The sequence below is a fragment of the Rhodococcus sp. NPDC059968 genome (genome assembly GCF_042738615.1).
Classification (GTDB): domain Bacteria; phylum Actinomycetota; class Actinomycetes; order Mycobacteriales; family Mycobacteriaceae; genus Rhodococcus_F.
The window spans coordinates 1-20,197 of record NZ_JBHWUE010000003.1 but is presented as its reverse complement, the minus strand read 5'-3'; the positions used below and the strand labels follow the sequence as shown (position 1 = coordinate 20,197).

At 67.7% G+C, this 20,197-nt stretch carries 21 protein-coding genes and 1 pseudogene; 7 read left to right on the top strand and 15 right to left on the bottom strand.

Annotated elements, in window-relative coordinates; all coding sequences use genetic code 11:
- The first annotated feature begins 15 nt into the window (after nt 1-15).
- Entirely contained in the window at nt 16-945 is a 930-nt protein-coding gene (locus ACFWAY_RS04220; protein ID WP_378454486.1) for an NADP-dependent oxidoreductase, read from the top strand.
- A 50-nt stretch (nt 946-995) separates the two neighbouring features.
- Here the strand turns inward: ACFWAY_RS04220 and ACFWAY_RS04215 are convergent, their stop codons facing one another.
- The 5 genes from ACFWAY_RS04215 to ACFWAY_RS04195 are packed head-to-tail and all read right to left on the bottom strand — an operon-like array spanning nt 996 to nt 4,369.
- Nucleotides 996-1,934 carry a CopD family protein gene (locus tag ACFWAY_RS04215; protein ID WP_378454485.1) on the bottom strand — a complete coding sequence of 313 codons (939 nt, stop codon included), beginning with the start codon at nt 1,932-1,934 and terminating at the stop codon, nt 996-998.
- A gap of 5 nt (nt 1,935-1,939) precedes the next feature.
- Nucleotides 1,940-2,473, bottom strand: coding sequence for a copper resistance protein CopC (locus ACFWAY_RS04210; protein ID WP_378509886.1), 534 nt, complete (start codon nt 2,471-2,473; stop codon nt 1,940-1,942).
- Entirely contained in the window at nt 2,470-3,138 is a 669-nt protein-coding gene (locus ACFWAY_RS04205; RefSeq protein ID WP_378454483.1) for a YcnI family protein, read from the bottom strand. Before ACFWAY_RS04205 ends, ACFWAY_RS04210 begins: the two co-directional genes overlap by 4 nt.
- A gap of 40 nt (nt 3,139-3,178) precedes the next feature.
- On the bottom strand, nt 3,179-3,697 hold the full coding sequence (locus tag ACFWAY_RS04200) for a hypothetical protein (RefSeq protein WP_378454482.1): 519 nt from the start codon (nt 3,695-3,697) through the stop codon (nt 3,179-3,181).
- 18 nt (nt 3,698-3,715) lie between these two features.
- Nucleotides 3,716-4,369, bottom strand: coding sequence for a DUF6474 family protein (locus ACFWAY_RS04195; protein ID WP_378454481.1), 654 nt, complete (start codon nt 4,367-4,369; stop codon nt 3,716-3,718).
- Between the two features lie 162 nt (nt 4,370-4,531).
- On the opposite strand from ACFWAY_RS04195, the gene ACFWAY_RS04190 reads away from it, so the two are divergent.
- Together ACFWAY_RS04190 and ACFWAY_RS04185 are read left to right on the top strand one after the other, a co-directional pair.
- The gene (locus ACFWAY_RS04190) at nt 4,532-6,088 is read left to right on the top strand and encodes a TM0106 family RecB-like putative nuclease (RefSeq protein ID WP_378454480.1); all 1,557 of its coding nucleotides are present in this window, start codon (nt 4,532-4,534) and stop codon (nt 6,086-6,088) included.
- Nucleotides 6,089-6,124: 36 nt separating this feature from the next.
- Complete coding sequence (locus tag ACFWAY_RS04185) at nt 6,125-6,799, top strand: YoaK family protein (RefSeq protein WP_378509885.1); 675 nt, start codon at nt 6,125-6,127, stop codon at nt 6,797-6,799.
- Nucleotides 6,800-6,850: 51 nt separating this feature from the next.
- On the opposite strand, the gene ACFWAY_RS04180 is transcribed toward ACFWAY_RS04185, so the two are convergent.
- The 5 genes from ACFWAY_RS04180 to ACFWAY_RS04160 form a co-directional block, all read right to left on the bottom strand.
- Complete coding sequence (locus tag ACFWAY_RS04180) at nt 6,851-7,483, bottom strand: hypothetical protein (RefSeq protein WP_378509884.1); 633 nt, start codon at nt 7,481-7,483, stop codon at nt 6,851-6,853.
- A 154-nt stretch (nt 7,484-7,637) separates the two neighbouring features.
- On the bottom strand, nt 7,638-9,923 hold the full coding sequence (locus ACFWAY_RS04175; protein WP_378509883.1) for a hypothetical protein: 2,286 nt from the start codon (nt 9,921-9,923) through the stop codon (nt 7,638-7,640).
- Nucleotides 9,920-10,126 carry a hypothetical protein gene (locus tag ACFWAY_RS04170; RefSeq protein WP_378509882.1) on the bottom strand — a complete coding sequence of 69 codons (207 nt, stop codon included), beginning with the start codon at nt 10,124-10,126 and terminating at the stop codon, nt 9,920-9,922. The genes ACFWAY_RS04175 and ACFWAY_RS04170 overlap by 4 nt, the downstream gene beginning before the upstream one ends.
- A gap of 203 nt (nt 10,127-10,329) precedes the next feature.
- Nucleotides 10,330-10,959: a class I SAM-dependent methyltransferase gene (locus ACFWAY_RS04165; protein WP_378509881.1), complete on the bottom strand. Its 630-nt coding sequence runs from the start codon at nt 10,957-10,959 to the stop codon at nt 10,330-10,332.
- 84 nt (nt 10,960-11,043) lie between these two features.
- Nucleotides 11,044-11,811: an SDR family NAD(P)-dependent oxidoreductase gene (locus tag ACFWAY_RS04160; RefSeq protein WP_005562584.1), complete on the bottom strand. Its 768-nt coding sequence runs from the start codon at nt 11,809-11,811 to the stop codon at nt 11,044-11,046.
- 167 nt (nt 11,812-11,978) lie between these two features.
- Here ACFWAY_RS04160 and ACFWAY_RS04155 point away from each other — a divergent pair, with 167 nt between their 5' ends.
- Nucleotides 11,979-12,326 carry a hypothetical protein gene (locus ACFWAY_RS04155; RefSeq protein ID WP_378454473.1) on the top strand — a complete coding sequence of 116 codons (348 nt, stop codon included), beginning with the start codon at nt 11,979-11,981 and terminating at the stop codon, nt 12,324-12,326.
- A 65-nt stretch (nt 12,327-12,391) separates the two neighbouring features.
- Here the strand turns inward: ACFWAY_RS04155 and ACFWAY_RS04150 are convergent, their stop codons facing one another.
- The 5 genes from ACFWAY_RS04150 to ACFWAY_RS04130 all read right to left on the bottom strand — a co-directional run bounded on the left by ACFWAY_RS04150 (nt 12,392) and on the right by ACFWAY_RS04130 (nt 17,464).
- Entirely contained in the window at nt 12,392-12,739 is a 348-nt protein-coding gene (locus tag ACFWAY_RS04150; RefSeq protein ID WP_378454472.1) for a UBP-type zinc finger domain-containing protein, read from the bottom strand.
- Nucleotides 12,732-14,177: an ATP-binding protein gene (locus tag ACFWAY_RS04145; protein WP_378454471.1), complete on the bottom strand. Its 1,446-nt coding sequence runs from the start codon at nt 14,175-14,177 to the stop codon at nt 12,732-12,734. The genes ACFWAY_RS04150 and ACFWAY_RS04145 overlap by 8 nt, the downstream gene beginning before the upstream one ends.
- Before the next feature lie 13 nt (nt 14,178-14,190).
- A complete protein-coding gene (locus ACFWAY_RS04140) occupies nt 14,191-15,867 on the bottom strand; it encodes an FAD-dependent oxidoreductase (RefSeq protein ID WP_378509880.1) in 1,677 nt (558 codons plus the stop codon).
- A gap of 82 nt (nt 15,868-15,949) precedes the next feature.
- Nucleotides 15,950-16,660, bottom strand: a complete 711-nt coding sequence (locus ACFWAY_RS04135) for a TMEM165/GDT1 family protein (RefSeq protein WP_005248898.1) — start codon at nt 16,658-16,660, stop codon at nt 15,950-15,952.
- Between the two features lie 276 nt (nt 16,661-16,936).
- Nucleotides 16,937-17,464, bottom strand: coding sequence for a peptidase (locus ACFWAY_RS04130; RefSeq protein ID WP_378454468.1), 528 nt, complete (start codon nt 17,462-17,464; stop codon nt 16,937-16,939).
- Between the two features lie 255 nt (nt 17,465-17,719).
- On the opposite strand from ACFWAY_RS04130, the gene ACFWAY_RS04125 reads away from it, so the two are divergent.
- From ACFWAY_RS04125 to ACFWAY_RS04115, 3 genes and pseudogenes are all read left to right on the top strand, one after another.
- Entirely contained in the window at nt 17,720-18,574 is an 855-nt protein-coding gene (locus tag ACFWAY_RS04125; protein ID WP_378509879.1) for a polyphosphate polymerase domain-containing protein, read from the top strand.
- Nucleotides 18,571-19,248 (top strand): DUF4956 domain-containing protein, encoded by a 678-nt coding sequence (locus ACFWAY_RS04120; RefSeq protein WP_378509878.1) that lies wholly within the window; start codon nt 18,571-18,573, stop codon nt 19,246-19,248. The genes ACFWAY_RS04125 and ACFWAY_RS04120 overlap by 4 nt, the downstream gene beginning before the upstream one ends.
- Nucleotides 19,248-20,102, top strand: a pseudogene (locus tag ACFWAY_RS04115) (CotH kinase family protein); the annotation flags it as partial. The gene ACFWAY_RS04120 and the pseudogene ACFWAY_RS04115, both read left to right, overlap by 1 nt.
- Between the last annotated feature and the right edge of the window lie 95 nt (nt 20,103-20,197).

Sequence of the window (20,197 nt, the reverse complement as noted above, 5' to 3'; positions counted from 1 at the left end):
GACGAGATTGTTGACATGACGAATTCCAACGCGAAGCAGACCATGAAGGCAGTCTCCTACTCGTCCTACGGTGGTCCCGAGGTGCTCGAGACCCACGACGTGCCGGTGCCCGAACCCACCGGCAATCAGGTACGCCTCGTCATCCGGGCCGCCGGCGTGAACCCGATCGACTGGAAGCTGCGGTCGGGGTCGATGGCCGAGGTGATGTCGGTGCAGTTCCCGAAGATCCCGGGCAGCGAAGTGGCCGGCGTGGTCGATGCAGTCGGTCCGGACGCGACCGGTGTGGTGGTGGGCGACGAGGTGTTCGGCTGGTCCGACACCGGCGGCTACGCCGAATACGCGCTCGCCTCGATCGTCGTGCCGAAGCCGAGTGGGCTGAGCTGGACGGACGCCGCCACCATTCCCGTCGCCGGAGAGGCCGCCACTCGGGGACTGCGGCTCCTGAACCTGAAGTCCGGTGAGACGCTGCTGGTGAACGGCGCGTCGGGAGCGGTGGGAACCCTTGCGGCGCAGCTGGCGCTGGATTCCGGTGTCACCGTGATCGGCACCGCGAGCGAGAAGCACCACGACGCGCTGCGGGAGCTGGGCGTCACACCCACGACGTACGGCGACGGCCTGGCCGCCCGCGTGCGCGAACTCGCCCCGAACGGTGTCGACGCCGTCCTCGACGTCGGCTTCGGCGGACTCGAGGCGGCGATCGAACTGCGCGGCGGCACCGACCGGATCGTGACACTGTCGGACGGTGCCGCGTTCGGCCTGGGAATCACCTTCTCGTCCGGCAACGCCGACGACTGGAGCGCGGAGACACTGCGCCGGCTGGGAGCCCTCGCCGCGGACGGGAAGCTGGCCCTCCCGCCCGCCCGCACGTTCCCGCTGACCGAAGCGGGCGACGCTCAGCGCGCAAGCGAGAAGGGCGGTAGCCGCGGGAAGATCCTGCTGCGCTGACGCGCCCGTGAGTACTTATTAACCACGGGCGGTTAATAAGTACTCACGGGTCAGGCGGTGGTGGCGAGGGCGGCGGCGAGACCGAACGGAACGGCCATCACCACCACCTCGACAATCGCGCGTCGGAGGGACGCTTCGGCGCTGATCCGATGCGCGGCGGCCTGCCCGACCCACGTTCGCCGCCACCACCAGCCGAGCCCGAGGAGCGCCGCCAACGCCACCGCCTTGGCGAGCACGATGCGGCCGTAACCGGTATCGAACAGCGGCGTCACCCCACCCAGCCGGACCGCGGCGTCGACGATCCCCGTCGCGGTCAACAGCCACACACACCGCCACGCGACGACGGAATACCGCGGCAGCCACGACGACCAGTCCCCGCGCGACCGGAGCATCAGGCCGAGAGCGGCGAGGAGCCCGAACCACACGGCCGCGGCCAGTGCATGGACGACGTCGAGAACCGAGCCGAGAACCTGCTGCGACATGTGGCCGGTGATCGGCCGTGCCACCAGGGCCAGCGCCGCGAGCACCAGCACCGGGACGGGGAGCCGGGCATCGTTGCGGCGGAACGCGACCGCCGACCACGCGGTGGCCGCGGCCGTGCACACGAGAACGGCGAGGTCGACGCGTCCCGCGCTGATCTCGGTCACGTACGCGCCGAACCGTCCGACCGACAGCTCGGACAATCCCAGAGCGTCGGCCTCCGCCGCCGTCATCGACAGCAGCACGGCCTCGGCGAGCATCCACGCACCGGCGACCGCGGTCGCCAACCGCCACAGCCGTTCGTCCCGGATGAGGGGACGGCTGTCCGCGCGACTCCACCAGCCCAGCGCGGCGAGTCCGAGGACCGCCGAGCCGAGCACCAGGCACAGCGCCCGGACGGCGCTCGACGGTGAGGGGTCTTCCGGTTGCGCCAACGCCCAACCGCACGCGACCCCGACGAGCGATGTGGGTACGGCGAACAGCAGCCAGGACTGTCGCGCCGTACCCACCGTGCTCAGTTCTCGCCGCGAGGCTTGCGGAGCGCGAACCACAGCCCGCCGCCGAACACGAGCACACCGGCAACGATGAACGGCCACAGCGGAACTCCGCCGCTGCCGGATTCACCCGAGCTGTCGGCTGCGGCGCCGGGTGTGCCCGACCCCTCCTGGGTGAGGGTGAACGTGCGGGTTCCGCTCACCGGATGTCCGTCGGCGGACGTGACGCGGAACGCGACGGTGTACACACCGGCCGGTCCCAGCTCGCCGAGTTCGGCACTGACCGTGGGTCCCTCGACGACCGGGTCGCCCTTGGTCCACAGGTTGCCGTCGGGGCCCACCACGGTGAGGGACGCGAACGATTCCTGCAGCGCCTCGTTGAACGTGACGCTCACCCGTTCCGGGCCGGACGCGATCTCCGCGCCGTTCTCGGGGGTGGAGCTGATCACGACGGAATGGGCGACCGCGGTGCCGGCCCCGAGCATGCTCGCGAGCATGGTCAGCAGGCCGACCGCGATCACCTTCGCCGACGTGAAGGTGGTGCGTCTTCTCATGAGCGACGGCCCCGGACCATGGCACCGAGACCGAGGGCCGCACCGAGCGCGCCGAGGACCAGGCCGATGCCGCCCAGCCAGCGGGCGGTGTCGTCGGTGCCGGACGCCGTCGTCTCGGTCTCCTCGGACGTCGTGGCGCCGCCTGCGTCGTGGCTGTGGTCTTCACCGGTCGCCGCGGCCAGCGTGAGGGTGGGTGCCGGCTTGTCGGGCTCCGCGCCGTCGGCGCCGACCGCCTGATCCCAGTTGACGATCTCGCCGTCGCTGTACGTCTGGGCGGCCGGGAACGACACCTCGTCCTGCTCCGGCAGCGGTCCGGCGGACAGCTCGAACTGCTGGAACTGGCCGGGCGCCACACCGACACCGGGGTCGGCGGTCCACGTCACGGACTTCGCGAGCTTGGACGTCGGGTCCTTCTCGACGACCGACGTCCACCCCGGCAGCGGGGTGGTGCGGGCCGACTTCAGGTCGGGGAGCGTGACGGTCAGCTTGGTGGTGGACGCCGTCTCGGACTCGGTGGGAACGCGGAACGTCAGGACGGAGTAGCCGCCCTGCTCGGCGCCGGGGGCGACGACGGTCACGTGGGCGGCGGCGACACCGGCCGCCAGCAGCATGGCGCTGCCGGCCGCACCGGCGGTGAAAAGGGCACGGGAAACGAGGGAATTCATCGAAGGTCCTTTGAGGGTCTGAAGGGAGAAGAGGTGAGAGTCAGACCGGGACCGGGGGACCGCGACGCGAAATGCTCGCGCGCAGCAGGGCGTCCACGGGACTTGCGGGACGCGCGGGGACATGTGTCGTCGTCACCGCCGAGACGGGTTGCGGTTCGCCGCGGAGCACCACCCGCCAGACGTGGACGAGGGGGCCGTACAGACGCTCGGCATTCGTGATCAGCAGCGCGCAGATCACAGTGGCGGCCGCGTGTGCGGCGAGCATCGGCACGGCGGGGACCGCCGAGTGCACGTGCGAGGTGAGCGTGAGCGCGAAGTGTCCGGCCACCTGGCCGACACCGAGGGCACCGACCAATGCGAGCGGCCCGTGGAAGCGGGCGGGCAGTTGCGCGGTGACCGCACCGACACCGCTGCACGTGACGACCAGCAGGGTCAGGGCCGCGGATTCGGGAAGGCCGCCCCCACCGATGCCGTGCGCGGCGACCGCGAGAGCGGCCACGAGCGCGCCGACCGCCGAGCCCCGAAGGGTGGCGGTCGCGGCGGGGCGGGCGGGGGACATTGCGGTGGGTCGGGTCGGTCAGCGCACGCCGAGGCGGGCGAGGAGATCGGCTTCGACTCCGTCGAGTTCGGACGAGATGGCGTGATGAGCGGCCTTGCGGCGGGCCTGCGGCATCTGCTCGGCCGCGCGGACGGCGGTGCTGAGATCACCGAGACGGTCGCGGATGGCGGCGGCGAACTTCTGCGTCTCCGCATCGTCCGGCTTCTGCCCGAGGATCTCCGTGGTGGAGCTTTCGGCACCGGCGATGCGGGCGCTGAGCTTGGCGCCGTGCCCGGTGAAGTTGGCGAGCTGGTCGATGTCGACGCCCATGCGGTCGGCACGGCGGGCATCGATCTGCCCGCGCACGACCGTGGCGGCGCGGTAGGCGATCGGCAGCAGCACCGGCGTCAGCAGGCGTGCGACACCGAGGTACTTGCGGACGGCGGCGACCGTGAAACCCTTCTGGGCCGCGGCCTTCTCCTCGGCCTTCAACGCAGAGATCTGAGCCTTCTCGACCTTCTTCAGCGACTTCAGCTCGGCAGCCTCGAGCTTGTGGCCGGCCTTGGCGGCCTGCTTGTCGCGCTTCCGTTCGTTCTTCGCGCTCAGCTTCGCCTCCACTCCAGCCTTGTGCTTGAGTGCCTTGGCTTCCGCCTTGCGGGTGGTTCGGGACTTACGTTTCTTCAACAACCCCATCGAAAAGACCCCTTTTCCTGGTGTTTCAGCGCAGCCCACGCTACCAACTGCATCCGGTGCTTCGGGATCAGCCTAGGGGAGCACATAATCTTCGTCATCGTGTGTTCCCATATCGGTCAGCAATCAGAACCCGACACCTCTCCCGGAAAGGTGCCGGGGACGGTGATCGATGCCAGCGCCCTGACGCGGTGCCGCCACCGGGTGCACCTCGATGCGGCGTTCCCCGAACAACTCGCGGCCGCGCCCGAGGACCCAGGGGTCCGTCAGCGTCAGGATGCCGCCGCCGCCAAGCGTGAAGACGTCCGCCGAATCCTCACCGACCACGCGCCGGGACGGTGGGTGCAGATCGATACCGAGCAGAGCCTGCGCCGGCGGGCCGAGGACACCCTGGCTGCGTGCGAGGCAGGCGCGGACCGCATCTGGGGCGCCGTGTTCCCACTCGACCGGGACGCCGGCCGGAGGGCACGCTGCGAGATCCTCATCCGTGACGGGGACCACGGCGGGTACATCCCCGTGATCGTCGTCAACCACAAGGTCACCGATCCCGGTCGCGGCGCGGTGACGTCGGACCTGTTCGAGTGGCAACCGCGGGAGGACGCGGCGCGGAAGCCGCGCAGTCAGGTCCGTGACCAGATGCGCGTCGCGCAGGTGTACCGGATGCTCGAGCGGCACGGGCTCGCGAGTCCGGCCCTCGTCGCAGGCGCGATCGGCTACGGCTCCGACGTCATCTTCGTGCACGATCTCACCACCATCCTCGACGACTACGACGAACGCTTCGCCGACCGGCTCGCCGTCGCCCGCGGGGAATCGGCGACCGTGCCGTCGAGGATCGGCGAATGCCGTTCCTGCCCGTGGTGGCCCGGGTGCGAGGAGCAGCTGACGCAGACGCACGACGTGAGCCTGGTGGCCACCGGTTCACGCGCCGACATGCTGCGCGATGCGGGCTGCCACACCATCGACGACCTCGCGGCGTGGGACCGCGAACCCCTCGAGGACTGGCCGCACGGCGCGTTCGAGGACGCCGTCGTCACCGCCAAGGCGTGGCTCGCCGGAGCGCCGCTGGTGCGACGGTTCCCGGAGATCCGGGTGACCCGCGCGGACGTCGAGGTCGACGTCGACATGGAGAGCTACCAGGAACACGGTGCCTACCTGTGGGGCACGCTGCTCAACGTGGACGGGGTGTCGGCGTATCGGCCGTTCGTCAGCTGGGATCCGGTGCCCACGCAGGACGAGGCACGGTCGTTCGCCGAATTCTGGACGTGGCTGATGGCGGAGCGGGAAGCGGCGGCGCTGAGCGGCAGAACCTTCGCCGCGTACTGCTATTCGCGGTCCGCTGAGGACAAGTGGTTGCTGGATTCCGCCCGCCGGTTCGCCGGGGCGCCCGGCATCCCCACCGAGGCCGAGATCCGCGAATTCATCGACAGCCCCCAGTGGGTCGACATCTACCAGGCGATCAGCGATCAGTTCATCTGCCCGGGCGGCAAGGGTCTCAAGAAGATCGCCCCCGTCGCCGGGTTCCGGTGGCGCGACGCCGACGCCGGCGGTGAAGCGTCGATGAGCTGGTACCGCGAGGCGGTCGGCTACGACGGCGAACCCGACCTCACCCAGCGCGAACGGTTGCTGCAATACAACGAGGACGACGTCATCGCCACGAAAGTACTGCGCGAATGGATGTCGGATCGGGCCGAGAAGGAGATCCCGCTCGCGTCCGACCTCTAGGCTGCAAGGCAGGCCCGATTCGGTGGGGGTGGTCAGGTGGAGGTGCCGAAGACATCCACGACGCTGCGGTTCGCTCTGCTCCTCACCGCCGCAGGCGGCTTCCTCGACGCCTACACCTACATCAGCCGCGGCGGCGTCTTCGCGAACGCTCAGACCGGCAACGTCATCCTCATGGCCATCGACCTGTCGGAACGGCACTTCCACGCCGCCCGGGCACACCTGTGGCCGATCCTCGCGTTCATCGTGGGTGTCGCGTTCGCGCACCTGCTCAAGGGTGAACTCGCCCACAGCGTCTTCGACCACCCGATCCGGATCGCGTTGGTCGCGCAGATCGTCGTCCTCGTCGCGGTCGCGTTCGTTCCGGCAAACGTTCCCAACGCGCTGGTCACCGTTCCCATCGCGTTCGTCGCCGCCATGCAGTTCGGCCTGTTCCGCACCATCGGGTCGCTGTCGTACATCGCCGTCGCCACCACCGGCAACCTCATGCGCTTCACCGAATCGGCGTACGCCGCATACATCGAGAAGGTCCCCGAATCACGCCAGCACACCCGGGTGTACGCCGCCATCGTCGTCAGCTTCGCCGGTGGCGCCGTCCTCGGCGCGTTCGCCACCCGCTACTTCGGCGGATCCGCCGCGTGGATCCCCGCCGCCCTCCTGTGCGGAGCGCTCGTGCTGTTCTACGTCGACGACAGGCGGCGGCGCCGCCTGTGAGCGGTTGGCGAGTCCCTGGACTCCTCAGGCGCGCACGGGTGGCGAAGCCGCCTACTCGGAATTCGCGGGCCCGATCCACTCCGGATACTGCACCGCAACAGGCATGGTCGGCGGTTCGAACCCGGCAGGCGGTACGAGATGGCCGGACGCATTCGGGGCGAACGCCGGGAACTGCTGCTGCCACCAGTCCGTGCAGCCCTGCGGAATGACATCACCATTCAGCCGACGCAGGTAACGAAGTTTGGTGATCTTCCAGCCCTCGAACACATTCCACGTCGGTACTCGGTGGGCACGCGCATCCCGCTCAGCGGCGTCGGCGTCTGGAACGCTCGGCTGGCCCGGGTGGTCGGTAGTGCGCTCGAGTTCGACCTGGAATGCGACGTTGAGCCCTTCGACGCTGAGATTCGTTCCCGGAGCGGCATGCAGGTTGTAGCTACACAAGGTCGCACCGATACCTGTGCCCGTCTCTTCGTAAGCGGTGATGTGGACGAAGTTGGTGAGAGGAATTTGCTCGTCCTCGTCGGGCTCGAGCCAGGTGAAGAACTCTTCCTTGTCGGGGTCGCCGTGTCGAGCGGGGCCACCGACGGCAGCGGGATACCCGGGAAAGGAGTGGGCCTGTCCGACGAACCGCGTGTAGTCGGCAGCCTCGTAGGTAGCACGGACCAACTCAGGACCTCGCTGCATCAGATCGATGCCAGGATCGGCCGACCAGACGTTCGTGTAGAGAATGGTGGGTTCCTGTTCGACATCTCCGGGTTCATGTCCAACTCTGGGAGCGCAGCCTGCGGCAAGGATTGTCACAGCCGCGACCACCACGGACCGCAGGGAAGGCCTGCGCTCAACCGTCATTGCGGATCACATCGTCGTAGCCGTTGCGCATTCGCTCGCCATTGCCGTCTGCTGGATCGCCGAGACGACTGAACATGGTCTGATAGCCATCCTTGAGGAGCGAACGGGTCACGGAATCGGATTGGACATCCTCCCAACTTCGAAGCTCTCCGGAACTGTCGAATGCCCAGGGGAAGTCGACGCGCGACGATGGCGGGAGTTCCGGTGTCGCCCGCAGAATGTTGTAGTGGTCGCGGTAGAAGTCCGGAGCCTCCAGGGCGACGGATGGTGCCGGCCCCGGCGCCTTGCCGATGATGGCGTCCTTCAACGGGTCGCCGCCCGCATCGATCATGGTGTTGATGAACTCCCCGCCGGGAAGCCGGTCCAGGCCTACGGAGCCGACGCTGGTGAGCGCACCGTAGGCCGCCGCCTTACGGTCGTAGATGGCCTGCGCCTGCTCGGCCTTGTCGCTGTAGCTGTCCTCGGTCGAGAGGATCAGCCCCCTGTCCATGAGGCCGTGGATTCGGCCGGCGGTGGAGAGGGCGCCACCGGCTAGGGGTGCCGACGGGTCGTGCGCGTACCGGCCCTCGGCGGCGAGGATTTCCTGAATCGAGGACTGGGTGAAATGCGTTCCCGCCTCCGGGTCGGTGTTCATGACGGCGAAGACGTTCGACGAGCCGCCGAAGTGGTTGTTGTCGGCGGTGTCTGCCCAAGTGCCGATGTCGAATCCGGGGTTCTCCGGTCTGCCGGCGCCCGCGAGATCGCTGATGTACGGACTCATGCTGTGAGACACAGTCCGAAGGAGGTCCGGATTGATCTCCCCGACGGATTGCCCGTTGGTTCCGGGTATTCCCCTCAGTGTGTCCCAGTCGGTACTCATGTTCTCGGCGACGGCCGACATGATCTGTCCGCTGCGTGTGGCGGATTTGACGTCGGCCCGATTGTCGGGGTCCTCGACGGTTGCCTCTGCATCGGCGAACTGGAACATCGAGGCTGCCGCTTGCCCGTTGTCGGACCAGTTGTGAGTGAGCACGTCGCGAACGAGATTCTGGCCGGTGTCGGGATGCGTGACCGCGTGCTGGACGGCGACCCTGTCGTCGCCGACGGCGGTAAATATGTCTTCGGTGATTGCCGTGTTTTCGGTGCCCCGACCGTCGACTGTGAAGTATTCGAACGCGTGGTTAGGGTTCTGCTCGTGCGCGACCTGGGCGTCCAGGTACTGGCGACCGACGTCCAGTAGGTGCTGATCGAGGCTGCTGCCGCTCTTGTATTGCGGATCGGCGGCACGGACGATGTCGGCAATCGCCTGGTTGTCGGCGACTCCGTTCAAATCGACGCTGGATGCGCCGGCGGACCCGACCATCTTGAAATCCCGGACCACGAGGTCGTCGCGAGTCAGCGATTCACGCGTCTTGTCGGGAAGCAGGTTCAGGCCGCCGTTCGTCGGCACCTGCGAGTCACCCTTGACGGTGGCGGTGACCTTGTCGTACGACACGATCTGGAGTGAGTTCGCCAGGGCGCGCCCGGAGTCCGGAGGCAGTTTGTCGATGATCTGCTGGATCTCCTGCGGGCTCTTTCCGTCCAGTGACCGGCTGATCTGGTTCAGATACTCCATCTGAGACGCAGGGATTGTTGCGGTGTTGCCGGAGTTGACGGCGTCGAGTTGTTCGGGTGTCAGTTCCCCGCCTTCAACCAGCCGCCGGACCTGCTCGGGATTCATTCCGGCGGGGTCGGACACGAGTTGCGTCCCGTCGGACGCACCTTGATCGGAGCCCAGTGTCGCGGCCGAAGTGAATGTGGCCCGCAATCCGTCGCGAGCCGAAGTGAGAGCGTCCTTGACGGACGCGTCGGCGGTCTCCGTCGCCGAGGCCGCGTCGGTGATCTCGCGTTGCCATCCGGTCATCTCGATCACACGATCGTTGTCGGGATCGGGGTTCGTGGGATCGGTGACGATCAAGTCATCGGCTACACGGAAACCCGCAGACTCCGCGGCCGCGATCGCCATCCGTCCGCGCTGCAGAGGCGCGTCCACGTCGTGGAAACCCTGCTTCGCGCGGTTGGCGAGAGCTTCGAGCTGATCCACCACCACAAGGACTGTCTTCTTGTCGGCGTTCGCTCTGTTCTGGGCGGCCTCGGCGGTCTTACCCTCCCAGTAGGCGTCGTTGACCTTGGTCACGCCGTCGACGTATCGAGTGAAGAGATCTTCGACCTTGGTGCCGAGGGCGATCCAGGCGTCACCGATCTCGGTCAGCGTCGAGGGATTCCAGGATTCGATCTGGGTGCGAGTGATGCTCATGCGTCACCGCTCCAGTTGCCCGTTGCGTTCGTGTAGGCAGCGACGAATCGGTCGGCCGACGATTCGTCCTGGCTGCGGTACTCCTGCGCAACGTGGATCATCACGTCCCCGGTCTCGCCGAGTCTTTCCTTGATCGCTGGGACAAGCGCTGCATCAACGAGATCCGCCGAGATCCCGGCCGCCTCGATGACCGAGGACATCACGCCCCCCACGCTCGACGTAAACGGTCCCGCCGCGGGCCGGTTCTCAAACCGCCGGCCTCGTCGGCAAACCCGTGCAAGGTTCCCCCCAGCTTTTCGAGCTCGTCCAGATCAGCTTTTCAACGTTCCCACGAAGCCCCCCTCGTCTGTTCACGAATCGAGAGCAGCCTAGCGCCGCCTTCGTGCCCGACGAGTCCCTGGACTCCTCAACCGCGCACGGGCGGCGAAACCGCAACTCCGAGGGAGTAGGCCCCGACGATCTTCGGCGCGGATGCCTCGTAGAACCGGTCGAGGTCCTGCACGTCGAATCCCGCGTTCGTCACCAGGGTGGGAATGTCGCGGGTGAGATGGCATCCACCGGCGACGGTCTTCTGGATCGGTTCGAGCCGGCGCTGCCACCGCTGGACGTTGGCGTCCGGGGCAAGGCCGTGCTCGACGAAATGCAGTGTGCCGCCCGGTTTCAGGACGCGCCGGACCTCTCGGAGCGCGGCGGCGACGTCGGGGATGGTGCACATCGTCCACGTGGACAGTGCGGTGTCGAAACTGTTGTCCGGGAAGGGGAGTGACTGGCCGTCCACGCCGGACCGCTCGACGGGTGTCGCCGACGCCGCCAGGCGCTTGCCCGCCAGCTTCCAGCCGAGGTCGGCGGGTTCGACGGCGCTCACCGAAGCGACGGCGGCCGGGTAGTACGGGACGTTGAGACCCGACCCGAATCCGATCTCCACCACGCGCCCGTGCAGACCGGCGCAGACGCGTCGCCGCGTCGGCTCCGTGAACTTCATCCCGCAACTGATGTCGACGAGCCGCGGAACGATCCGGTCCGAGTAGAAACCCATTTCAGCCCTCCTAGGGCGCTTCGCGCCCCGTGCGCCTTTTTGGTAGCTGGAGCAACCAGAAAGGCGCACGGGCGGCGGAGCCGCCTACCGCGGCGCCATGCGCAGGGCGCCGTCCATACGAATGGTCTCACCGTTGAGGTAGTCGTGTTCGACGATCATCTGAGCGAGCTGTGCGTATTCGGCGGGCTGACCGAGGCGCGAGGGGAACGGCACGCCCGCCTCCAGGCCCTTGCGGTATTCGTCGGTGACGCCGGCGAGCATCGGGGTGTCGATGATGCCGGGGGCGATGGTGTTGACGCGGATGCCGAACTGCGCGAGGTCGCGGGCGGCGGGGACGGTCATGCCGTGCACTCCACCCTTGGATGCGGAGTAGGCGATCTGGCCGATCTGGCCCTCGAACGCGGCGACGGACGCGGTGTTGATGATGACGCCGCGCTGCCCGGACTCGTCGACGGTGTCGGTCTTGGCGATGGCGTCGGCGGCGAGGCGCATGACGTTGAACGTGCCGAGCAGGTTGACGGTGATGACGGTGCGGAACAGTTCGAGGTCGTGCGGGCCCTTCTTCGACAGGATGCGCCCGGCCCAGCCTACGCCGGCGCAGTTGACGACGATGCGCAGCGGCAGACCCGATTCGACGATCTTCTCGATCGCGGCCTGGACCTCGTCGCCGCTGGTGACGTCGGTGGCGAGGAGGGTCACGCCGTCGGGGACGTTGTCGCCGGCCCGCTCGATGGACTGTTGCAGGTCGAGTCCGAACACGGTGGCTCCGGCGTCGGCGAGACGCTTGGCGGTGGCGGCGCCGAGGCCCGAGGCTGCTCCGGTGACCAGTGCGGCGGTTCCCTGAATTTCCACAGTTCGCATCCTTACTTTCCCGGCGACCTCCGTTGGCCGACCCTGGTGACCTGCACCATAACGCCCGCTCGGTGTGACAGCAGAGGCGAGGGAAACGTCAGGTCGGGGGAACAGGTAGTTTGTCTTCTCGCGCGGATCAGGGGACGCGCAGGACCGTAGGGGGACGGATGACCGAGGACCAGCTCGAAGTGGACCGTGACGCGTTGGTGCGGTGCATCGCCGCGTGCGACACGTTGGCAGCCGACATGCAGGACCTGCGACAGCGAGCGCACCGCGAACTCGCGCCCGAGAGCTTCGGTCTCGGCGAAACCCATCTGCGGTCGGCGGCGGAACTGGCTGCGCGGTTCCGGGCGACGGCGATCGGCGGCCCGGACGTCGCGGACGAGAACTCGGCGGTCGGGACGTTCGCGGCGCACGAGCGTTACGCGCTGGATCTGAAGGCGACGTTCGAAGCGGCGCTGGCCCGGTACGACGAGCAGGACGCGGAGACGGCACACCGCCTCGAGCACCTCTGACGGCGCTCGGTGCGCAGTTCTGCAGGGAAATGTCGGGTGCGGGTCGGCAGTTCTGCGCACTCGTGTCAGTGAACGTGCGCCTGCCAGTCCGGTGGAACCCGGGAGCCGGGACCGGGGACGGTCTGGTCGATCGGATGATGTTGCGGCGGAGCAAGGTCGGGGCCCTCGAAGGCCGTCTCGGTGGCGTAGTTCCAGAACCAGTTCTCGCCCGGTTCGAAGCTCCGCACGACGGGGTGTCCGGAGTCGGCGGCGTGTTTGGTGGCGTGCTGTTCCGGGGAGGAGTCGCAGCAACCGATGTGGCCGCACTGCGCGCAGCGGCGCAGGTGCACCCACCACCCGCCGTCGCTGTCGCATTCGGCGCATCCGTCTCCGCTCGGCGGCACGCTCGGGTCGATTCCCTCCAGCTCACCCATCTGAGGCTCCTTCTGCTGCGACTTCGGGTTCGATCGGAATGCGGACCTGGAACCGGGTGTCGCCCGGTTCGGACTCCACGCGCAGGTCGCCGCGATGCTTCTTCACGACGATGCGCCACGAGATGTCGAGGCCGAGCCCGGTTCCCTCGCCCACGGGTTTCGTGGTGAAGAAGGGCTCGAAGATGCGCGACCGGATCTCTTCGGGCACACCCGGTCCGGTGTCGCCGATCTCGATGAGGGCCATGTCGCCGTCGCGCCGGGTGCGGACGGTGAGGGTGCCGTGGCCGTCCATGGCGGCGACGGCGTTGTCGATGAGGTTCGTCCACACCTGGTTGAGTTCCGCGGCATAGGCGGGGATCTGCGGCAGCGTCGGGTCGTATTCCTTCACGACCGTGACGGAGTCGCCGATCTTGCGACCGAGCATCACCAGCGAGCTGTCGAGCAGTTCCCGTAGATCGACGCGCTGGTAGGGGGCACGGTCCATCTGCGAGTACTGCTTCGCGGCGTTCACGAGCGTGGAGACCCGGGCGGTCGAGTCGGCGATCTCGTTCATCAGCAGTTCGGTCTCGATGGTGTAGTTGAGCCAGCGGATCGCGCTCTCGACCATCGATTCGTCGTCGACGCTGGCGACGATCCGCTCGAGCCACGGCACGTCGAGACCCGCCTGCACGAATGTGGGCGCCAGGTCCCAGCCACCGGAGACGCCGTGGTCGTCGAACCAGTCGCCGAGCTCGTCCTCGCGGTCGGACGCTTCGAGCGGGGTCAGCGTCGGCGCCTTCGCGACCAGTTCGGCGGTCTCCTCCTGCAACCGGATCAACGTGGCCAGCGCCTGTCGGTCGTACACGCCCGACGCGATCACGCTCAGTTTCTGCCGCATGTGCGACACCCGGTCACGCAGCGACGCCGTCGCCCGGACGGCGGCGGCCGCCGGGTTGTTGAGCTCGTGCGTGAGCCCCGCCGACAGCGACCCCAGCGCGAGGAGGCGCTCCCGCTGATCGACGACCTGCTTCGCGTTCTGGCTGCCGAAGAACAGCCCCTCCAGCAGGTGCACGGCCATCGGGAACCATTCGCGCATCAGCTGTCCGAAGCGGTCGGCGTCGAGGACGAAGAACTTCGACGGGGCGGTGACCCGCATCGACGCCGTGTACGTCTGGGGAGCGCGGTCGCCGAGATACGACTGCCAGGCCCCGGAGTACACGCCGCGCTGGGACGTCCGGCTGAACTCGATCTCCTCGCCACCCGACAGCTTGCTCAGCACGAGCTCGCCTTCGATCAGCACGTAGAAGCACGTCGCGATCTCACCTTCCGCGAACACCGGGCCGGGTTCGATCAGCTCGACGTGCCCTTTCTCGCACAGCTGCTCGAGCTGGTGGTCGGTGAGCTTCTCGAAGAGGAACAACGTCCTCAGCTCGGGGGGATTGCACGGGAGTTGGGTCATGGTCTGCCCCTGGTCACGGTTGGCCGATGTAGCGGTGGACGAGCATCACTGCCATGGCGCCTTCCCCGACCGCCGACGCCACCCGCTTCGCCGATTCGGAGCGCACGTCACCCGCCGCGAAGATGCCGGGAACGCTCGTTTCGAGGTGGTGGGGGAGACGGTCGAGGGGCCAGCCGCTCGGTGGTTTCCCGTCGACGACGAGGTCGGGTCCGGACACGACGAACCCGTTCTCGTCCCGCACGACGACGCCCTCGAGCCACTCGGTCCGCGGTGCGGCACCGATGAACAGGAACAGGAAACCGGCGTCGACGGTCTCCTCGTCTCCGGTCGCGTTGTTGCGCAGCCGGACCTTCTCGAGGTGCCCCTCGCCCTCGACGCCGATCACCTCGGTGCACGGCCGGACGCGGATGCGCGGGTTCCGTTCGATCTGCTGGACGAGGTAGTACGACATCGAATCCTCGAGCGACTGTGCCCGCACGACGATGGTGACCGACCGGGCGCCCCGCGACAGGTACACCGCCGCCTGTCCGGCGGAGTTGGCCCCGCCGACGATGTAGACGTCCTGGTCGGTGCAGCGGGCGGCCTCGGTGACGGCGGAGCCGTAGTAGACGCCGCGACCGGTGAGGTCGTCGACTCCGGGCGCGGGATGACGCCGGTAGGAGACTCCGGTCGCCAGGATCACCGTGTGTGCGTCGATGGTGTCGCCGTCCGCGAACCGGACGGTCCGTGCCGATCCGTTGATCTCGAGCGCCACGACGTCGCGGGTGGTGATCAGTTCGGCCCCGAACCGGGTGGCCTGCCTGCGGGCCCGTTCGGCGAGCTGCGCGCCGGACACACCGTCGGGGAACCCGAGGTAGTTCTCGATGCGCGAACTCTGACCGGCCTGCCCGCCGGTCGCGGTCCGTTCGATCAGGGCGGTGCGCAGACCCTCCGAGGCGCCGTACACCGCGGCGCCCAGACCGGCCGGCCCGCCGCCGACGACCACGAGGTCGTAGAAGTTCTCCGACGGGTCGGTCCGGAGTCCGAGATGCCGGCCCAGCTCGGTGTCCGACGGCTCGACCAGGCATTCGCCGTCGGAGCAGATCACCACGGGCAGGCGCCGGCCGTCCTCCCCGGCGGCGTTGAGCAGTCGCCCGCCCTCCGGCTCGTCCGACATGTACCAGCGGTACGACAGCTGGTTGCGGGCCAGGAATTCGCGCACTTCCGAAGACCGCGGCGCCCAGCGATGACCCACGACCTTCGTCTCTTCGGCGGGGTGGTGGTCCGCCGACGCCCATGCCTCGAGCAGGGCGTCGACCACCGGGTACAGCTTCTCCTCGGGCGGGTCCCACGGTTTGAGCAGGTAGTGGTCGAGGTCGATGACGTTGATCGCCTCGATGGCCGCGTCCGTGTCGGCGTAGGCCGTGAGCAGCACCCGCCTGGCGACCGGATACAGGTCCATTGCCTTCTCGAGGAACTCGATCCCGCTCATCGACGGCATCCGGTAGTCGGCCAGGATCGCCGCGACGGGATCGCCGCGCAGCTTCATCTGCTTCATCGCGTCGAGTGCGGACTCGCCGGATTCGGCGCGGATGATCCGGTACTTCTCGCCGTATCGGCGCCGCAGATCGCGGGCGACGGCGCGCGAGACCCCGGGATCGTCGTCGACGGTGAGAATCGCCGGCTTGCCGCTCGCTACGGGATGGTTCACACACGCCCTCTCGTCCGTGAGAACTGCGAGGTACTCCAAGGCTTCCGAGTATTGCCCCGGGGCGCGTCTTTGTCGACCGGGTTCAGTCCTGGTGCTGCATTTGTTCGGGCTCTGCCGCGGCACCGCGCCGTCGCCGTGACCACACAGCGCGACCGGCCGCACCGGCCAGCGCCAGAACGACGACGGCGGCGCCGGCGATCGGGCCGGCCACGTTGCCGGGGAGCAGACCCTCGAGCAGCAACCAGATGCCGAACGCGAAGAACAGAACGGCCGCGCCGATGCGGATGACACTCTCGGGCAGATGCTTACCCAGTACGGCGCCGACGACGATGGCCAGGGCGTCGGCCGCGACCATCCCGACGGTCGAGCCGATCCACACGCCGACCGTGTCGTGGTCGGTGGCGAGCGTGATGGTGGCGAGCATGGTCTTGTCGCCGAGTTCGGCGAGGAAGAACGCGGACGTGACGGCCAGGAACGCCGAGCGGGTGGCCCGCCCGGCCTTGAGCTGCTCGTCCTCGCTGAGGTCGTCGCCGCGCAGCGTCCACGCACCGAAGATCAGGAAGGCCGCACCGCCGACGATGCTGATCGCAGCGGTGGGGAGCGCGACACCGAGGTAGTGGCCGACGGCGACGGACACCAAGTGGACCACGGTGGTCGCGACGGTGATGCCGGCGATCACGACCCACCAGCGGTAGCGCAGGGCGAACGTCATCGCCATCAATTGGGATTTGTCCCCCAGTTCGGCGACGAAGATCACGCCGAAGCTCAGTAGTGCGGCGGTCAGCACGGGCATCCTCCTCCAGGGGTCGGTCGGAGGATGACGGGTGGATCCCTCCGGCCCGGCAGACGCGGGTACGTCTGTCCGGCCGAAGGTCTCGCCCACCGGCGCCGGGTGATCCGGCGGCGGTTCGCCAGGCCGGGTCCGGTGCGGTGAAGCAACGAGCCAGTATGTCGACACAGGCGATTGGGGGCTACTCCCCTTCGATGTCCGTAACGTTAGCGTGACTAATTCGAAAAGGCAAAGGCGGCAAGAAGTTTGGGATACCGACCGCAGAAACTTCGGGTACCCTCACGAGGCCAGCAGCATGGCCAAAACGGCAGTGTCGGGATTGCTGATCGGGTCGATGCCGACCCGGCTGACCATGGACGTCACCGTCCCGTCCGCCTCTGCCTCCACCCACGCCGCCCGGTGTTCCAGCCCCAGGTGGGGGAGACCGGGGAGCAGGACGCAGCCCGAGGCGGCGCCCGCGCACTCCGGGAGCGACGGGGTCGTCTCGGACGGCGGGTGCAGCAGCATCAGCGCCGGCGGCTGATGATCCGCGAAGCGGCCGGGAGCGAGCGCGAACTCCCCGAGAACGGTGCCCTCGGCCACCACGAGGCCGACGGTCTCGGGCTCGGGCTCCTCGGGCAGGTCCTCGTGCGCACCGAAGACCGTCGTGGTGTGGAGCAGCCCCGGAACGCACGCCACCCGCACGGCGAGCGCGAGCAGCTGGGCCCATTCCTTGGTCGTGTCGGGCCAGCGCCCGGAAATGACGAATCCCCGCAAGGTACCCGCGGCCTGGAAGGGCGAGATGCCGATGTAGCCGTCCCTGTTCATCTCTGCCTCCTCGGTGTGATGACGCGCTTCGAACATGATTCGTTCTGCACACCTCGTTGGGTACTTGAAGGATGCGCCCGACAGTGCCTGGCACACAAGAGCAGGGGAGTGCTAACTGCCACAGGTGAACACAGGCACAGGAGCGGATAAACGGCATCTGACGGTCCGCCGTACAGAAAACTGCCAGCTTTACTGCAGGTTTACTCGAGGCGTGGCGGTTGAGGTGGTAGAGCCCACCGACGAAAGGCCGAAAGTATGGGACTGTCCGCGCCCGAACCGGAAGCGTCCGGATACCTGAAGACCGCCAGTGCGCTGCACGCGTTCAACCGGTACGAGATCAAGTACCTCGCCCACGAGTCGGACGTTCCCCGCCTCCGTGAGGCACTCTCGGGGCACATGGCGTCCGACGAATTCTCGCCGGTGGGCGGCTACCCCGTGACCAGCCTGTACTACGACACCCAGAATCTGCGCTTCTACTGGGAGAAGATCGAGGGCCTGAAGTTTCGCCGCAAGCTGCGGGTGCGGCTGTACGGGCCGCCTGCGGAGGCCACCGCCGAGACTCCCGTCTACGTGGAGATCAAGCAGCGGGTCAATCGGGTCACCCAGAAACGCCGGATCCAGCTGCCGTACTCGGATGCGATGCGGCTGTGCAACGCAAGGCGGCCGATCGACCACGTTGCCTCGGCGCGGCCGTTCGTGAACGAGGTGTCGACGCTAGTCGGCAACCTCGACCTGTGCCCGACCGTCACCACCGGTTATCTGCGTGAAGCGTTCGTCGGTACGGACGCCGATCTGGGTCTGCGCGTCACGATCGACCACCGGGTGCACGGGCGCGACCGCGACTTCCACTTCGCGGCGCCGGCCGAGAACCGCTTCATCATTCCGCCGCACCTGTGCATCGTCGAGATCAAGGCCAACGAGCGGGTGCCCTACTGGGTCACCGATCTCACCGCGCGACTGGACATGTCGGTGGTCCGGGTCTCGAAGTACTGCCAGAGCGTGGAGGCCTTCGGGCTTGCGCCCCGATCCCGCATGCATGTCCCCGACGAGCTGTTCCCGTCCCCGGCCGACCGCGGCCGCACCCTCGCGAAAACAGGAACCCTGTCATGAATTTCGATCTCCAGGATCTCAGTGGAACGTTCTCGACGTTCGACATCGTCGTCTCGCTCGCGTTGTCGTTCGTGTTGTCGGCGATCATCGGGTACGTCTATCGGCTGACGCACAAGAACGTCTCCTACAGCCAGTCCTACGTCCAGACGCTCGTGATGGCCGGCATGGTGATCACCCTGATCATGCTGGTGGTGGGTTCCAACATCGCCCGCGCGTTCGCGCTCGTCGGTGCGCTGTCGGTGGTGCGATTCCGCAACGCGATCAAGGAAACCCGCGACGTCGGGTTCATCTTCCTGGTCATGGCCATCGGCATGACGACCGGCACCCGGTTCTACGTGCTCGCCATCGCCGCCACCGTCGCGATCTGCCTCGTGCTCGTCCTGATGAGCCGGTTCGACATGTTCAAGCTGGACGTGCAGCGGCAGGTGGTGAAGGTGCAGGTTCCGCCCGAGCCCGGCTACACCGCCCTCGTGGAGGACGTGCTGATCGACTACACCAAGGAGTTCGAGTTGGTGAGCACGGAGTCGGTGCGGTCAGGGGCACTCACCGAGCTGTACTACACGGCGCAGCTGAAGGCGGGCAGGAAACCGGCGGAACTCATCTCGGCGCTCAGCGGCGTCAACACCGGCCAGCGGGTCACCGTTCTCACCGGTTACGACCAAACCGACATCTGATGCGCCGCAGACTCGTCCACCGGCTACCGACCCGGGTCCGTCAGCACTGGAAGATCCTCGCCGCCTACCGGGACCAGGGCGAGAAGAAGTGGATCGCCGCCGACATCACGATCGACGGCACCCTCGTCACGGACGCCGGGATGCGGCTGAAGGGCAACTCCACCCTGATGGGGCTCCGCGGGACCGGTGGTCCCGGCGGAGGGCAGCGCGGGATGCCGGCGGGGATGGAACCTCCCGCGGGAAGGGCGATGCCGGAGGGTGAGGGCGCAGGCGGGCCGGGCGGCATGGTCACGCTGTCGGCCGAGGACCCGGCGTCGCTGCCGCTGCTGATCAGCTTCGACAGGTACGTGTCGGGGCGGGCGTACCAGGGGATGACGCAGCTGTCGGTCCGGCCGGGATCGCCGGTGCTGAACGAGGCGGTGTCACTGTCGCTGACCGCCGAATCCGGCCAGCCCACCCAGCGGTACGCCTACACCACGTACTCCGTGAACGGGTCGCCGACGCAGACCCGGCTCGTCCTCGAACACCCGGACGAGGGGTATGCGAACTCGCTGTTCGACAGCGACGGCGTCCTCTACAAGGCCGACGCCAACTCGAGTTTCACGTATCAGGGCGACGACCAGACCACCTACGCGGATCAGTTCGTCCAGATCAACGCCGAAGGCTCCCAGGACCTGCAGCCGATCATCACGCTCCTGAAATGGCTGGACGGTGCGTCCGACGAGCAGTTCGACGCCGAACTCGCCGACCGGGTGGACGTCGAATCCTTCGCCCGGTACGTCGCCACCCAGACTCTGCTGGTCAACAGCGACGACATGGCGGGTCCGGGCAAGAACTACTACCTCTGGTACGACGGTTGCGTCCACGATGATGGTGTACGAGCCGGATCTCGTACCAATGACCGGCGTGTCGTAACCGGACGAGAGACGGTCACCGCGTGATTCTTCGA